This window comes from Arthrobacter sorbitolis (assembly GCF_054510995.1).
Window position 1 is genome coordinate 269,696 of the sequence record NZ_JBTNDM010000001.1, and the last position, 15,461, is coordinate 285,156.

General features: G+C 70.4%; 9 protein-coding genes and 2 pseudogenes. 8 read left to right on the forward strand and 3 right to left on the reverse strand.

The features are described from left to right. Positions 1–13 precede the first annotated feature (13 nt). Positions 14–808, forward strand: a complete 795-nt coding sequence (locus ACX80K_RS01290) for an SDR family oxidoreductase (RefSeq protein ID WP_459270068.1) — start codon at positions 14–16, stop codon at positions 806–808. A gap of 30 nt (positions 809–838) precedes the next feature. Here ACX80K_RS01290 and ACX80K_RS01295 read toward each other — a convergent pair whose 3' ends face one another. Beyond that, entirely contained in the window at positions 839–2,185 is a 1,347-nt protein-coding gene (locus tag ACX80K_RS01295; RefSeq protein ID WP_459270069.1) for a cytochrome P450, read from the reverse strand. 419 nt (positions 2,186–2,604) lie between these two features. Between ACX80K_RS01295 and ileS the strand changes: the two genes are divergently transcribed. The 7 genes and pseudogenes from ileS to ACX80K_RS01330 form a co-directional block, all read left to right on the forward strand. Then, positions 2,605–5,922, forward strand: coding sequence for an isoleucine--tRNA ligase (gene ileS / locus ACX80K_RS01300; protein WP_459270070.1), 3,318 nt, complete (start codon positions 2,605–2,607; stop codon positions 5,920–5,922). Beyond that, positions 5,915–7,294, forward strand: a complete 1,380-nt coding sequence (locus tag ACX80K_RS01305; protein WP_459270071.1) for a bifunctional folylpolyglutamate synthase/dihydrofolate synthase — start codon at positions 5,915–5,917, stop codon at positions 7,292–7,294. The genes ileS and ACX80K_RS01305 overlap by 8 nt, the downstream gene beginning before the upstream one ends. A gap of 7 nt (positions 7,295–7,301) precedes the next feature. Further along, entirely contained in the window at positions 7,302–7,745 is a 444-nt protein-coding gene (locus ACX80K_RS01310) for a DUF4233 domain-containing protein (RefSeq protein ID WP_459270072.1), read from the forward strand. Between the two features lie 76 nt (positions 7,746–7,821). After that, positions 7,822–8,241, forward strand: coding sequence for a nucleoside-diphosphate kinase (ndk, locus tag ACX80K_RS01315; RefSeq protein WP_459270073.1), 420 nt, complete (start codon positions 7,822–7,824; stop codon positions 8,239–8,241). Positions 8,242–8,306: 65 nt separating this feature from the next. Then, positions 8,307–9,272, forward strand: coding sequence for an aldo/keto reductase (locus ACX80K_RS01320; RefSeq protein ID WP_459270074.1), 966 nt, complete (start codon positions 8,307–8,309; stop codon positions 9,270–9,272). Between the two features lie 831 nt (positions 9,273–10,103). Next, positions 10,104–10,937 (forward strand): annotated as a pseudogene (locus ACX80K_RS01325) (13E12 repeat family protein); the annotation flags it as partial. Positions 10,938–11,285: 348 nt separating this feature from the next. After that, a pseudogene (locus tag ACX80K_RS01330) lies at positions 11,286–11,843 on the forward strand (HNH endonuclease); the annotation flags it as partial. 161 nt (positions 11,844–12,004) lie between these two features. Here ACX80K_RS01330 and ACX80K_RS01335 read toward each other — a convergent pair. Together ACX80K_RS01335 and ACX80K_RS01340 are read right to left on the reverse strand one after the other, a co-directional pair. Further along, positions 12,005–14,128 carry a 3-hydroxyacyl-CoA dehydrogenase NAD-binding domain-containing protein gene (locus tag ACX80K_RS01335; protein ID WP_459270075.1) on the reverse strand — a complete coding sequence of 708 codons (2,124 nt, stop codon included), beginning with the start codon at positions 14,126–14,128 and terminating at the stop codon, positions 12,005–12,007. Continuing rightward, positions 14,125–15,384, reverse strand: coding sequence for a thiolase family protein (locus tag ACX80K_RS01340; RefSeq protein WP_459270076.1), 1,260 nt, complete (start codon positions 15,382–15,384; stop codon positions 14,125–14,127). Before ACX80K_RS01340 ends, ACX80K_RS01335 begins: the two co-directional genes overlap by 4 nt. Positions 15,385–15,461: the final 77 nt, after the last annotated feature.

A 15,461-nucleotide genomic window follows, 5' to 3' on the forward strand; every position in this document is an offset into this window, starting at 1 on the left:
CTACAGTGGCCCCATGACCCGCACATCGCCCGCGCCGCTCGGCGCCCCCGCAGACCCCGCCCCGTCCGCCCTCCGCGCGATCGTCACGGGGGCCAGCTCCGGCATCGGCGCGGCGACCGTCCGCGCGCTGCGCAGCGCCGGCTGGGACGTCGTCGCGGCGGCCCGGCGCTTCGACCGCCTCACCGCGCTCGCCGAGGAGACAGGGGCGACGCCGATGGTCCTCGACGTCACCGACCAGGCGTCGGTCGACGCCTTCACCGCACAGGTGACGGCCGCCGGGCCCGTCCACGCGCTCGTCAACAACGCGGGGGGCGCCTTCGGCGCGGACCGGGTGGTGGACGCCGTCACCGCGGACTGGGAGTGGATGTACAACGTGAACGTCCTCGGCTCGATGCGCATGACGCGCGCCCTGCTGCCGGCACTGCGCGACGGCGGGCAGGGCAGCGTCCTGTTCCTGACCTCCACCGCCGCGCTCGCCGCCTACGAGGGCGGGGCGGGGTACTGCGGGGTGAAGGCTGCCCAGGAGTCCATGGCACGCTCGCTCCGGCTCGAGGAGGCGGAGCACAACATCCGCGTGATCGAGGTGTCCCCGGGCATGGTGCACACCGAGGAGTTCTCCCTCAACCGCCTCGGCGGCGACCAGGGCGCTGCGGACCGGATCTACGAGGGCGTGGCCTTCCCGCTGACCGCTGCCGACGTCGCCGACGCCGTGGCCTTCACGCTCACTGCACCGCACCACATGAACATCGACCAGCTCGTCCTGCGCCCGCTCGCGCAGCCCGCCAACCACAGGGTGCTGCGGGGCTGACGGTCAGCGCTCCGGCGTCGCCCGGGCCGATCAGGCCCGCGGCGAGACGCCGAGCCGCACCGAGTAGTTGTCCATGGTTCCGGGGAGGGGGCGGTCCGGGTCGAGGGTCTGGCCCTCCTCCACCCGGAAGTCGTGCCCCACGACGAGCGAGGCCAGGGCGGCGCTCGTCAGGAGCAGCACCAGCTGCTTCCCGGGGCAGACCACGGGTCCGTCGCTGAACGGCACCAGCGGCCAGTCGTCGTCCTCGGCGGTCAGCCAGCGCTCGGGTGAGAAGTTGTGGGCGCTGCGCAGCGAGCGCTCGTCGCGGTGGAAGTACGGCGCGTAGACGAGTACCCCGCAATCCGCCGGCATCAGCCCCTCCGGCCACTCCACGGGCTGTGTGGTCTGGCGGAGGATCATCGGCGTGGTCGGCCACAGGCGCAGCGCCTCGAGGACACCGGCCCGGAGGTAGGGGAGCACGCGGCGCCCGGAGGCGTCGCCGTCGATCTCGCGCCGTGCGGCGGCCAGTGCGTCGGGATGGGTCGCGAACACGGTCAGGGCGCGGAAGACCGCCATGCCCGCCGGGTCGAAGGCGAACAGCCACTGGGGCACCTGCTGCGCGGGCTCGGCGGCGTCGCCCTTCGGGGCGGCGGCCATCACGGCCGCGAGGCTGCCGGGCTCGGCGTGCGCCAGTTCGTCGCTGATCCGCTGCAGGAACCGGCGGCGTGTGTCCTTCCGCACCGGCTTGAGGAACGCCCAGTTGCCGTCCTTGCGGAGCCGGATGATCATCGCGGTGAGGTCCTTGTCGTCCCGCGCGTGGTCGCCGAAGACCACCCGCCGGACCACGCGGTACCAGGCGTCGAGGAAGTCCGCCCAGGGCAGGGACCCGGTCCGCACGGCCTCGGCGAGCAGCCCCTGCATCTCCTCCTCGACCACGGGGACGAAGGTGTCCGCGAGGTGGTGCACGGGGTGGTCGGTGTCGAGGACCTGCTCCTGCAGCGCGCGCCGCACGGTGCGGACGGGGCCGCGCGAGATCAGCGAGTTGGCGGGCTGGAAGTGCGAGAGGGCCGCCTTCTTCTCACTGCTCGCGGGGGAGAACGGTTCGGGTGACTGCGCGAGGACGGTGTTCACGTCGCCCGGGTCCAGGACGATCGCCTGCTTCCGGATCGGCAGCTTCAGCATCAGCGGGCCCTCGGGGTACCGGGCGTGGACCTTCCGGACGATCCCCACGGCCCTGGTGTCCAGGTCGAGGCGCGCCGTGAGCCCGACCGCCCACGGCCGCCGGATGATGGGGCCCTTCGCCACGGTGGGCAGGAAGACGCCCAGGAGCAGCCGGGCGGTGTCCAGCGCGGTCGCGGTGGGGAGGGCGGTCTCGGTGGGGCGGGTGGTGGTCGACATGCGGTATCCATCCTGTTGCTTCGGGGGGCCCTCCCAGCGTCCCAAGACGGCTCCATGACCACAACGTATTTCCGGCCGCCCGCGGCCGCGTCCCCTGTGCGGGGCCCCTTTCGACAAGGAATTCACCCCGGCGCTAGACTTGCAGGACAAGCATCGACCCGGCGATCACCGGCGAGCTTCCGGAGGAAAGGCCACCCGCGCGGCGGCCCGTAGAACCGGACGGGACGGCCCGTCACAGCCTGGAAACGAGCGGCGGCCCCGCCCGCAGTGCCCGCGACGAGCGGCACCGCGGACGACGGCGGCAAGTGAGGTGGTACCGCGGGTCCGGTTTCCCTGCGGCCGGTCAGGCAACCGGCGGCAGGCGGCACAGGCTCCCGTCCTCACGGCAGGACTCCCCACCCCACGCCGCCGTACACAGGATGAGAACCATGCCGCAGATCTACCCCAAAGCAGTGTCGCCCGACGACGCCGCGACGCCTCCGTCCGGGACCAGCGCCTCCCCGCGCTTCCCCGAGCTCGAGCAATGCGTACTCCGGTACTGGGAGAAGGACGGCACGTTCCAGGCGTCCATCGACAACCGCGACGCCGGGGTGGACGGCTCCAACGAGTTCGTGTTCTACGACGGCCCGCCGTTCGCCAACGGCCTGCCGCACTACGGCCACCTCCTGACGGGGTACGCCAAGGACCTCGTGGGCCGCTACCAGACGCAGCGCGGCCACCGCGTCGAGCGACGCTTCGGCTGGGACACCCACGGCCTGCCGGCGGAACTCGAGGCGATGAAGCAGCTGGGCATGACCGACAAGCAGCAGATCGTCGCCATGGGCATCGACAAGTTCAACGAGGCCTCCCGCGCCTCCGTCATGAAGTACGCGGGGGAGTGGCGCGACTACGTGACCCGCCAGGCCCGGTGGGTCGACTTCGACAACGACTACAAGACGCTGAACCCCGAGTACATGGAGTCCGTCCTCTGGGCGTTCAAGACCCTGCACGAGAAGGGCCTCACCTACAACGGGTACCGCGTGCTCCCGTACTGCTGGAACGACGAGACGCCGCTGTCCAACCACGAGCTCCGCATGGACGAGGACGTCTACCAGGACCGCCAGGACCAGACCGTCACGGTGACCTTCCCGATCCTCGCCGGGGCGACCGAGCTGTCGGAGGACCTCGCCGGTGTCCAGGCTCTCGCCTGGACCACGACACCCTGGACGCTGCCTACCAACGCGGCGCTCGCCGTGGGGCCGGACATCACCTACGTCGTCGTCGAGGCGGCGTCGGGCGAGCGCGACGGCCGGACGGGCCGCTACCTCCTCGCAGAGGACCTGCTCGGCAACTACGCCAAGGACCTCGGCTTCGCCGACGCCGCCGTCGCGCGCGACGCCGTCACCTCCCGCCATCTCGGCACCGAGCTGGAGGGGCTCACCTACGAGCCGCTCTGGGACTACCTCGCGGACCCGGAGGAGGGCGGGTACCGCAACGCCTTCCGCATCCTCGTCGCGGACTACGTCACGACGACGGACGGCACCGGGCTCGTCCACCAGGCGCCCGCCTACGGCGAGGAGGACCAGAAGGTCTGCGAGGAGGCAGGCATCCAGGTGATCCTCTCCGTCGACGAGGGCGCGAAGTTCCTCCCCCTGTTCGGCCGGGGGCCGCTCGCGGAGATCGTGGGCCTGCAGGTCTTCGAGGCGAACCGGCACATCACGCGCGTCCTGAAGTCCGAGGGGCGCCTCGTACGCCAGTCCAGCTACGTCCACAGCTACCCGCACTGCTGGCGCTGCCGCAACCCGCTCATCTACCGCGCCGTGTCCTCCTGGTACGTGGAGGTCACCAAGATCCGCGACCGCATGGTGGAGCTGAACCAGGACATCACCTGGATCCCCGGCAACGTCAAGGACGGCCAGTTCGGCAAGTGGCTCTCCAACGCGCGCGACTGGTCCATCAGCCGCAACCGCTTCTGGGGCAGCCCCATCCCGGTGTGGCAGTCGGACGACCCCGAGTACCCGCGCACCGACGTGTACGGCTCGCTCGCCTCGCTGCAGGCCGACTTCGGCAGGCTCCCGCGCGACAAGCAGGGCGAAGTGGACCTCCACCGCCCCTTCATCGACGAGCTCACGCGCCCCAACCCGGACGACCCGACCGGCCGGTCGACCATGCGTCGCGTGGAGGACGTCCTCGACGTCTGGTTCGACTCCGGCTCCATGCCCTACGGCCAGGTGCACTACCCGTTCGAGAACGAGCAGTGGTTCGACACACACAATCCGGCCGACTTCATCGTCGAGTACATCGGGCAGACCCGCGGCTGGTTCTACATGCTGCACATCCTGTCCACGGCGCTGTTCGACCGGCCCGCGTTCCGCAACGTCATCAGCCACGGGATCGTGCTCGGCTCCGACGGGCAGAAGATGTCCAAGAGCCTGCGGAACTACCCGGACGTCTCCGAGGTGTTCGACCGCGACGGCTCGGACGCGATGCGCTGGTTCCTCATGGCCTCCCCGATCCTGCGGGGCGGGAACCTCGTGGTCACCGAGCAGGGCATCCGCGACGGCGTCCGTCAGGTGCTCCTGCCCCTGTGGAACGTCTGGCACTTCTTCAGCCTCTACACCAACGCGGCGAACGGCGGCGACGGCTACGAGGCCCGGACCGTCACGCCGGAGGCCGCCGCGCGGCTGGCGGAGCCGATCGACCGCTACATCCTCGCCAACACGGGGAACCTCGTGCGGGAGCTCACCGATGCGCTCGACGCGTTCACCATCAGCGATGCGTGCGAGTCGCTGCGGCGCTACCTGGACACGCTCACCAACTGGTACGTCCGCCGGAGCCGCCAGCGGTTCTTCGAGGAGGACACCGACGCCTTCGACGTGCTCTACACGTGCCTCGAGGCCGTCTGCCGTGTGGCGGCCCCGCTGCTGCCCCTCGTCACCGAGGAGATCTGGCGCGGCCTCACCGGCGGCAGGTCCGTGCACCTCACCGACTGGCCCGAGGCGGCGGCGTTCCCCGCCGCTCCTGATCTCGTGGAGCAGATGGACCGCACACGTCAGGTCTGCTCCGTCGGCTCGAGCCTGCGCAAGGCCGCCAACCTCCGGGTGCGGCTGCCGCTGCGCGAGCTGACCGTCGTCGCGCCCGGCGCCGAGGGACTCTCGGGGCAGTACTCCTCGATCATCGCGGACGAGCTGAACCTCAAGGGTGTCCGCCTGGTCGATTCCGCAGACGCCGAACCGGCCGAGTTCGGCATCACGCAGCGTCTCGTCGTCAATGCCCGCGCCGCGGGCCCCCGCCTCGGCAAGAACGTGCAGGCCGCCATCAAGGCGTCGAAGTCCGGGGACTGGCACGTGGACGACGACGGCGGCGTCACTGCCGGCGGCCTCGCCCTCGAGCCGCACGAGTACACGCTCGACACCGTGGTGGAGGGCAACGACGCGGCCTCGAAGGCCGTCACGGTGCTGCCCGGCGGCGGGTTCCTCGTCCTCGACACCGAGGTCACTCCCGAGCTGGCCGCGGAGGGGACGGCACGGGATGCCATCCGCGCCATCCAGCAGGCACGCCGCGACGCCGATCTCGACATCAGCGACCGCATCAGCACCACCATCGGCGTCGCTGCCGAGCAGGTCGCGGCACTCGAGGCGAATGCCGCCCTGATCCGGGCCGAGACCCTCACGGTCGACCTCCGCATCGAGCCCGTCGAGGGCTCGGGGAACGACTTCACCATCACCGTCGCACAGCAGGAGCAGCACCATGGATGAGACCAACGGACCCGACACGGGCCTCGACGCCTTCTCGGTCGAGAGCGTGTACGCCGAACTCCTGAGCCGGGCGCCGGAGAATAGGATGGAGCCGCGCATGGCCCCCCTCTACCGGGCCATGGAGATCCTCGGGGAGCCCAACAGGGCGTTCCCGATCATCCACATCACCGGGACCAACGGGAAGACCTCGACCGCCCGCATGATCGAGAGCATCCTGCTGGCCCATGATCTCCGGACCGGCCGCTTCACGAGCCCGCACCTCTCACGTGTGACGGAGCGGATCAGCATCGACGGCGAGCCCGTAGCCGACGAGACCTTCGTCCGGGTCTGGGACGAGATCAAGCCCTACCTCGACATCGTCGACGGCGAACTCCTCGTTGCCGGGGAGCCCCGGCTCACGTACTTCGAGTGCGTCACCATCCTCGCCTACGCCATCTTCGCGGACGAGCCGATCGACGTCGGCGTGATCGAGGTGGGGCTCGGCGGGATCACCGACGCCACGAACGTCGGCGACGGACAGGTGGCCGTCGTCACGCCCATCTCCCTCGACCACACCGAGCTCCTCGGCGACACCGAGGAGGACATCGCGCTGGAGAAGGCCGGCATCATCAAGCCCGGGTCGTTCCTCGTCAGCGCCATCCAGCCCCGCGGCGCTGCGCAGGTGCTCCTCGACCGCGCCCGTGAGGTGGGCGCCGAGTTCCGCTTCGAGGGCGTCGAGTTCGGCGTCGAGTCCCGGACGGTCGCGGTCGGTGGCCAGGTCATCTCCGTGACCGGCCTCGCCGGCCGCTACGGCGAGCTGCTGGTCCCCCTGCACGGCGAGCACCAGGCCGAGAACGCAGCGGTCGCCGTCGCTGCCGTCGAGGCGTTCCTCGGCGCCGGCGAGCGGGAGCTGCGGACGGAGCTGGTCCGCAACGGCCTCCGCGCCGTGACGTCCCCCGGGCGCCTGGAAGTGGTGCGCACCGCCCCGAGCATCATCGTGGACGCCGCGCACAACCCCGCGGGCGCCCGTGCTGCCGCGAAGGGCGTCAACGAGGCCTTCGACTTCTCCCGGCTCGTGCTCGTCATCGGGGTCCTCGAGGACAAGGATGCAGCGGGCATCCTCGCCGAACTCCACGAGGAGCTCGGCGGCATCCTGGAGGACGTCTGCCTGACGCAGTCCACGTCGCCGCGCTCGATCCCCGCCGCGGACCTCCTGCAGGCCGCACTCTCGGCGGGCTTCGCCGAGGAGAACATCAACATCGCGCCCGGGCTCGACGACGCCCTCGAGTGGGCCGTGATGAAGGCCGAGGAGGACAACGACCTCGCGGGCGGCGTGCTCGTGACCGGGTCGATCACGGTGGTCGGGGAAGCCCGCACACTCCTAGGGAAGTAGGCAGAACATGGCACGCATGGCTCGACGCATGACCAGGGCGCAGCGCGAGTGGCGGCCCGGCATGCCGAAGAAGCGCCGGTCCACGAAGATCATGTTCGCCTCGACCGTCCTCCTGCTCGAGGCGTTCGTGGTGTTCTTCGCCACGCTCGCAGTCTTCGGCCTGCGCCGCGACGAGCTCTCGCCCGCACTCATCCTGACCTCCGGACTGATCCTCAGCGTCGTGCTGGTCCTCACCTGCGCGGTGCTGACGAGACCGTGGGGGATCGGGCTGGGCTGGGTCCTGCAGCTCGTGATCATCGCCGGCGGCTTCCTCGAGCCGACCATGTTCGTCGTCGGGATCGCATTCGCCCTGACCTGGCTCTACGGCCTCCGCCAGGGAAGGCGCGTGGACCGGGAGAACGTGGAGCGGGACCGCCTGCAGGCGGAGTGGGAGAAGGCGAACCCCGAGTAGGGGCGCCTTTAGTAGAGTCGGACCTGATACCAGTTCACCGCGCCGTCCCGGACGGCGCCCATTCCAGGAGTACATCATGAGCGTCGAGCGCACCCTTGTCCTCGTCAAGCCCGACGGCGTGTCCCGCGGCCTGACCGGCACCATCCTGTCCCGCATCGAGGCGAAGGGCTACACCATCGCCGAACTGAAGCAGGTCCACGCCAGCCGTGAGCTGCTCGAGGAGCACTACGCGGAGCACGTCGGCAAGCCGTTCTTCGAGCCGCTCGTCGAGTTCATGCTGAGCGGACCGATCGTCGCGGCCATCTTCGAGGGCCAGCGCGTCGTCGAGGGCTTCCGCTCCCTCGCCGGCGCCACCGAGCCGACGACGGCGGCGCCCGGCACCATCCGCGGGGACTTCGGCCGCGACTGGGGCGTCAAGGTCCAGCAGAACCTCGTGCACGGGTCCGACTCGGCGGAATCGGCCGAGCGCGAGATCGGTATCTGGTTCGCGGCATAGCGCCAGCGGACAATCGGTTGCCCCGGGTCGTGTGCCCGGGGCAACCGTGTTGGTAGGTTAGGGCCATGATGACCTACCGCAGACTGGGTTCCTCCGGACTCAGCGTTTCCACCGTCGGCCTCGGCTGCAACAACCTGGGCCGGGCCGGCACCACCTCCGAGTCGCAGGAGGGTACCGACGCCGTGGTGCACGCGGCCATCGAAGCCGGCATCACGCTCTTCGACGTCGCCGACATGTACGGCAAGGCCCCGGGGGTCAGCGAGGTCCAGCTCGGGAAGGCGCTCGGCGGCAGGCGCGACGACGTCGTCCTCGCCACCAAGTTCGGCCTCGACATGGGCGGGGTGAACGGTCCCGACTGGGGCGCCCGGGGCTCCCGCCGCTACATCGTCAGGGCTGCGGAAGCCTCCCTGCGACGTCTCGGCACCGACTGGATCGATCTGTACCAGTACCACGCCCCGGATGCCCTCACGCCCCTCGAGGAGACCCTCGCGGCCCTCGACGACCTCGTCACCAGCGGCAAGGTGCGCTACCTCGGACACTCCAACTTCGCGGGCTGGCAGATCGCCGAGGCGGAGTTCACCGCACGCAGCGGTGGCTGCACGCCCTTCATCTCCGCGCAGAACCCGTACAGCCTCCTGGACCGCCGCCTGGAACGCGAGGTCGTGCCGGCCGTGGAGGCCTACGGACTCGGCGTCCTCCCGTACTTCCCGCTCGCCAACGGCCTGCTGACGGGCAAGTACCGCCGCAACGAGGTGCCGGCCGGCAGCAGGCTCACGCACTCGCGCAAGAACGTGCTGGAGACCGCGGACTGGGACCAGCTCGAGGCCTTCTCGGCGTTCGCGGCCGCGCGGGACCTCACCGAGGTGCAGGTGGCGTTCTCCTGGCTGTCGGCCCAGCCGTCGGTCGGGTCCGTGATCGCAGGCGCCACCTCGCCGGAGCAGGTGCGCCAGAACGCCGCCGCCGTCGCGTGGACGCCATCGGACGACGATCTCGCGGAACTGGACGGGATCTTCCCCCGGCCGGTCGCCTAGGTCCGATGGGCTGAGCCGGGCGAAGTGGCCCCGGACAGTGGCCCTTCGCTTCCGCGGGCAGCGCTCCCCGCAGGGAGCGCTGCCCGCCTCGGATCAGGGTTGCCAGCGCGGCTGGTCCTGCCGGCGCGCTCCTGCTCCTGTCGGCGCGCTCCTGATCCTGCCGGCGGGCGGCTGCTCCTGCCGGCGCGCAGCTGCTCCTGCCCGCTCCTGTTCCTGCCGGCGCGCTCCTGCTCCTGCCGTCGCTCCGATCCCGGGAACCCTGACGCAACAGGCGCGCATAACCGCCTGGGGCAACCGACAGGATGATCCGGGCCTCCGTAGCGGCGAGAGGGTGTTCCAGCTCGTCGTGCTCACGCATCCCTGCTGTGTCTCCGCATCGGGTGGTTCAGCGCTCGAAAGTGCATCGGGTCCTGCTGACAGCCGCCGTCGGCGGGGGTTCCGCCGGCCTCATAATGTCGGTGCCGGGCGGGATGATTGAGCATGGATAGCAGCCGGATTGCTCCGCTCGAGTCCACCGGTCCTGGTGGCGCTTCGCAGCAGGCCGCTGTCCGGTCCACCGCGGTGCACGAACTGATCGACGCTGTGGCAACCCTTCCGGTGAGCTCCGATAGCGCTGCACTGATCAGCCAGCTGCGGGAATTGGTTCACACGGCCGCTGTGTCCGGTGGAGCCGGGCACCAGGCTGCCCGGTCTGCCGTAGTCACACCTGCCGGGGATTCATCCGCTGGTGACTCACCTTCGCTCGGCTTCCCGGCCGCGACTCGCTTGGCTAGCGCCGCCTCATGCGAGGGTATGCCGGCGATCGATCCGGTGGCCTGGGTGCAGGAAGTGATGCGCGGGATGAGGATGCTGCCCGTGGGAGTCGATAGCCCGCAGCGGATCGAGTTGCTGCGCGTCCTGGAGGATCTCAAGTCCGTGGCCTGCGGGACGCAGGCCAGGGTCGCTGTCACCTTCGACCTCTCCCAACGTGAGTCCCAGGCCGGACAAGGTGTCCCCTCCTCCGAGCGGGGCAAGGGCGTGGCCGCACAGATAGCGCTCGCTCGGAAGGAGTCTCCTCACCGGGGCGGCACGCTCCTGGGCATGGCGCGTGCACTGGTGACGGAGATGCCGCACACCCTCGCCGCGCTCGAAACAGGGCAGCTCAACGAGTGGCGGGCCATGCTCCTGGTGAAGGAGACCGCGTGCCTGTCCGCGGCGGACCGGTGTGCGGTCGATGAGGACCTCAGCCCCGACACCGGTGCCTTCGAGGGGGCCGGCAACCGGCAGATCGTTGCCGCCGCGAAGGCGGCAGCGTACCGGAGGGACCCGCGGTCCGTCGCCGACCGGGCGAGCCATGCCCCGTCCGAGCGGTATGTGGGTCTGCGCCCGGCGCCCGACACGATGACGTACCTGACGGCGCTGCTTCCGGTCGCCGAAGGAGTGGCAGTGCACGCCCAACTCACCCGGCATGCCGACAAGTGCCGCGCGGAGGGTGATCCCCGGAGTCGCGGGCAGCTGATGGCCGATACCCTGGTCGAGCGGGCGACGGGTACTCCGGGCGGAGTGTCCCGGGTCGAGGTGCAGCTGATCATGACCGATCGGACGCTGTTCCAGGGCGACAGCGAACCGGCCAGGCTGCCCGGGTACGGGATCGTCCCCGCCGCCTGGGCCAGGACGATCCTCGCCGCGCAGCCCACCACGCCCGGCGGACAGGCAGCACAGCAGGTCACAGGGCCGTCAGCCGAACAGGCCGTTCAGAGCCGATCCGCACTACCATCGCAAGGAGCATCGGCGCAGGCATCCGGGCCACCATCCGGGCCTCCGCCTGGGCTGTCGGAGCCACCATCCGGGCCTCCATCCGGGCCGTCCGGGACACCATCCGGGCCTCCACCTGGGCCGTCGGAGCCGGCGTCCGGGCCGCCACCTGGGCCTCCACCTGGGCCGTCGGAACCGGCGTCCGGGCCTCCATCGGGGTCTCCACCCGGGTCTCCACCCGGGTCTGCGTCCGGACCTGAATCCCGGCGTTCGACGGGAGATGCTGACTTCGAGGTGTGGCTCCGGCGGCTGTACACCGCCCCCGGCACCGGGGACCTGGTCGCCGTCGAGTCGAAAGCCCGGCTCTTCAGCCCCGGCCAGCGCCGCTTCCTCCAGGCTCGGGACGACGTGTGCCGGACCCCGTACTGTGACGCGCCGATCCGCCACTACGACCACATCGTCGCCTGGCACGACGACGGGCCCACGAGCCTGTCCAACGGGGCCGGGCTCTGCGAAACGTGCAACCACACCAAGGAACTCCCCGGCTGGAAAGCCGTACCGCGCTCCGATCTCGAGACGACTTCCGCCACCGGTCCGGGTTCCGCCGACCGGCGGGCCCGGCCTGCCCGGCACACACTCGACCTGCGTACCCCGACCGGCCACGTCTACCGGTCCACCGCGCCACCGCTGCCCGGCAGCAGCTACGGGGACCGGGAGCGGCACGGCTCTCGAACCGTCCACCCTTCGAAGTCGACGGGCCCTGCCCCGGAGCACCAAGGCAACCCGGTACCCCAGCATGCCCGCTATTTCCGACGAGTCGATTTCGTCTTCGCCTGATGCGCCGCACCGAAGCCCGGTTTCGGGATTCGGTCACCAGGGCTCGTGCATCCTGCGATCCGGGCGTGTGTCTCCCACGCCAGAACGCGAGAAGCCCACACGGCAGCAAAAGGACCCCGACCGGCTGGTCGGGGCCCTTCCGTAGATGCTCAGTGTGCTGCTCAGGCCTGGTGGAACGTCTTCCCGAGAACGCGCTCGGACGCCCCGACCCGATCCAGGTACGGGGTGATGCCGCCGAGGTGCATCGGCCACCCAGCGCCCATGATCATGCAGAGGTCGATGTCCTCGGGAGCGGCGACGACGCCCTCGTCGAGCATGCGCCCGATCTCGTCCGCGAGGGCGTCCTGCGTGCGGTGCAGGACCTCCTCGGCCGTCGACGGCGTACTCCCGCGCTCCATCAGCTTCAGGGTCTGCCCGGGGACGGTCTCGGTGCCGTCCTCCTGCTTCTCCCACAGTCCCTTCACGCCGGCGTCGATCAGCTTCCGCTGGTTCGCGGAGACGTGGAAACGGTCGCCGAAGGCCGCGTGCAGCGACTCCTGCACATGCTGGCCGACGGGCAGGCCTACCAGGGCGAGGAGCCTGAACGGCGTCATGGGCAGTCCAAGCGGCCGCAGTGCATTGTCGGCGGTCTCCGCATCGGTGCCCTCGTCGAAGACGGCCGTGATCTCGCCGAACATGCGGCCGAGGATCCGGTTCACGACGAAGGCGGGAGCGTCCTGCACGAGGACGGCGTTCTTCTTCAGGCCCTTCGCAAGGACGAAGGCCGTGGCGAGCACGGAGTCGTCCGTCTTCGGGGCACGCACCACCTCGAGCAGCGGCATGGCGGCCACGGGGTTGAAGAAGTGGAAGCCGACCACGCGTTCGGGATGCGCCAGGTCCGCGGCCATCTCCGCCACGGACAGCGAGGACGTGTTGGTGGCGAGGATGCACTCGGGGGTGACGACGGCCTCCACCTCGGCGAAGACCTGCTTCTTGACCGAGAGCTCCTCGAACACGGCCTCGATCACGAAGTCCGCGTCGGCGAAGACGTCCTTCGAGACGGAGCCCGTGACGAGCGCCCTGGTCCGGTTCGCCGCGTCCTGCGAGAGACGCTTCCTGCCGAGCATCTTGTCGATCTCGGCATGGACGTAGGCCACGCCCTTGTCCACGCGCGCCTGGTCGATGTCCGTCAGGACCACGGGCACCTTGAGCTGCCGGGCGAAGAGCAGGGCGAGCTGGCTCGCCATCAGCCCGGCGCCGACGACGCCGACCTTCGTCACCGGGCGGGCCAGCTTCCGGTCGGGGGCGCCTGCGGGGCGCTTGCCGCGCTTCTGCACGAGGTCGAGGAAGGCGTAGACCGTGGCGTGGAACTCGGGCGTCTGCATGAGCTCGGCCAGCGCCGTGCATTCGGCCGCCGCCGATTCCTTCTGCGACAGGGTCAGGCCCGCCTCGAGCAGGTCCAGGACCCGGGAGGGCGCCGGCGCGGCATTGCTCGTCTTCGCCTCGACGAACGCCCGGCCGGCGGCGACCGCCCCGGCCCAGGCGGCATCGTCGTACCGTGCGAGTTCGGCACGGCGCTGCCCGACGGCGTCACCCTCGCCACCCGTTAGCACGCGGGCGGCCCAGAGGAGGGACTGCTCGATGAAGTCCGCGGGTTCGAAGAGGGCGTCGGCGATGCCCAAACCGTAGGCGGCCGTCCCGTCGAGGCTGCGGTTGTTGCTGAGCGGGTTCTCGATCATCACCTTGACGGCGTTCGCGGGCCCGATCAGGCGCGGCAGGCGGTACACGCCACCCCAGCCCGGGACGAGTCCGATGAAGGCCTCGGGCAGGCCGATCCCGCTGGCGCCGGAGGACACCGTGCGGTAGTTCGCGGCGAGGGCGATCTCCAGTCCGCCGCCGAGCGCGACGCCGTTGATGAAGGCGAAGCTCGGCACACCGAGGTCGGCGAGGAGGTCGTACGCCTCATGGCCGAGCTCGGCCATGAGCCGGCCGAGGTGTTCGGACCGCACGCTCTTGACGGTGCTGAGGTCGGCACCCGCGACGAGGAAGTAGGGCTTGCCGGTCACGGCGACGGCGGAGATCTCCCCGCGCGCCGCACGCTCCTTCAGTCCCTCGAGCGTGCGGCCGAACTCGATGAGCGTGTTGGGCCCGAGCGTCGTGGGTTTCGCGTGGTCGAGGTCGTTGTCGAGCGTGATGAGCGCGAGGACGCCCGCACCGTCGGGGAGCGGGATGTCCTGGACGTAGGAGTGCGTGACGATCTCGGTGGGGACGAGCGCGGCCAGTTCGTCGTAGCGTTCGAAGCTCATGCTGCATCCTGTCCGTAGTGCGCGTGGTGGGGGTTCTCCCAGATGACGGTGGCACCCATGCCGAGGCCGATGCACATGGTGGTCATGCCGTAGCGCACTTCGGGGTCTTCCTCGAACTGGCGGGCGAGCTGGTTCATGAGGCGCACGCCGGAGGACGCGAGGGGGTGCCCGACCGCGATGGCGCCGCCGTACCGGTTCACGCGCGGGTCCTCGTCGTCGATGCCGAAGTGGTCGAGGAAGCTCAGCACCTGGACGGCGAAGGCCTCGTTGATCTCGAAGAGCCCGATGTCACCGATCTCCAGGCCGGCCTGGCGGAGGGCCTTCTCGGTGGCCGGGACCGGACCGATACCCATGACCTCGGGCTCCACGCCGGCGAAGGCGTAGGCGACCAGGCGCATGCGGACGGGCAGCCCCAGTTCCTCGGCGGCGTCGGCCGAGGCCAGCAGGGCTGCGGTGGCGCCGTCGTTCAGCCCGGCGGCGTTGCCGGCCGTGACGCGGCCGTGGGCGCGGAACGGGGTGCGCAGGCTCGCGAGGTCCTCGACGGTGGTGCCGGGGCGAGGAGGTTCGTCGACGGTGTGGAGCGTCCAGCCGGAGCCGGCCTTCCGGCCGGCGACGGGCACGAGGTCCGGCTGGATGCTGCCGGCCTCGTAGGCCGCAGCGAGCTTCTGCTGGCTGCGGACCGCGTACGCGTCCGTCCGCTCCTTGGTGATGGCCGGGAAGCGGTCGTGCAGGTTCTCCGCCGTGTTGCCCATGTTCAGGGCTGCAGGGTCGACGATCCGCTCCGACTGGAAGCGGGGGTTCGGGTCCGCGCCGGCTCCCATGGGGTGGTTGCCCATGTGCTCGACGCCGCCGGCGATGACGACGTCGTACGCGCCGAAGGCGATGCCCGACGCCGTGGTGGTCACGGCGGTCATCGCGCCGGCACACATGCGGTCGATCGCGAAGCCCGGAACGGTCCGGGGGAGTCCGGCGAGGAGGGCGGCGGTGCGGCCGATGGTGAGGCCCTGGTCGCCCGTCTGCGTGGTGGCGGCGATCGCGACGTCGTCCACACGCTCGGGCGGCAGCGACGGGTTCCGGCGGAGCAGGTCGCGGATGCACTTCACGACGAGATCGTCGGCGCGCATGCCCGCGTAGATGCCCTTGTCACCCGCCTTGCCGAAGGGGGTCCGCACTCCGTCGACGAAGACGACGTCGCGGACGGCACGCGCTGCACGCGACGTCCTGCCTGTGGACGGGGTCCCGGTTTGTAGGCTCACCTGTTGCTCCTCTTCGAGTTGTTGATCCGCGCTTATGTTACTGGTCGGTAACATAAGCGTGCAAGCGGCTCGCCGGG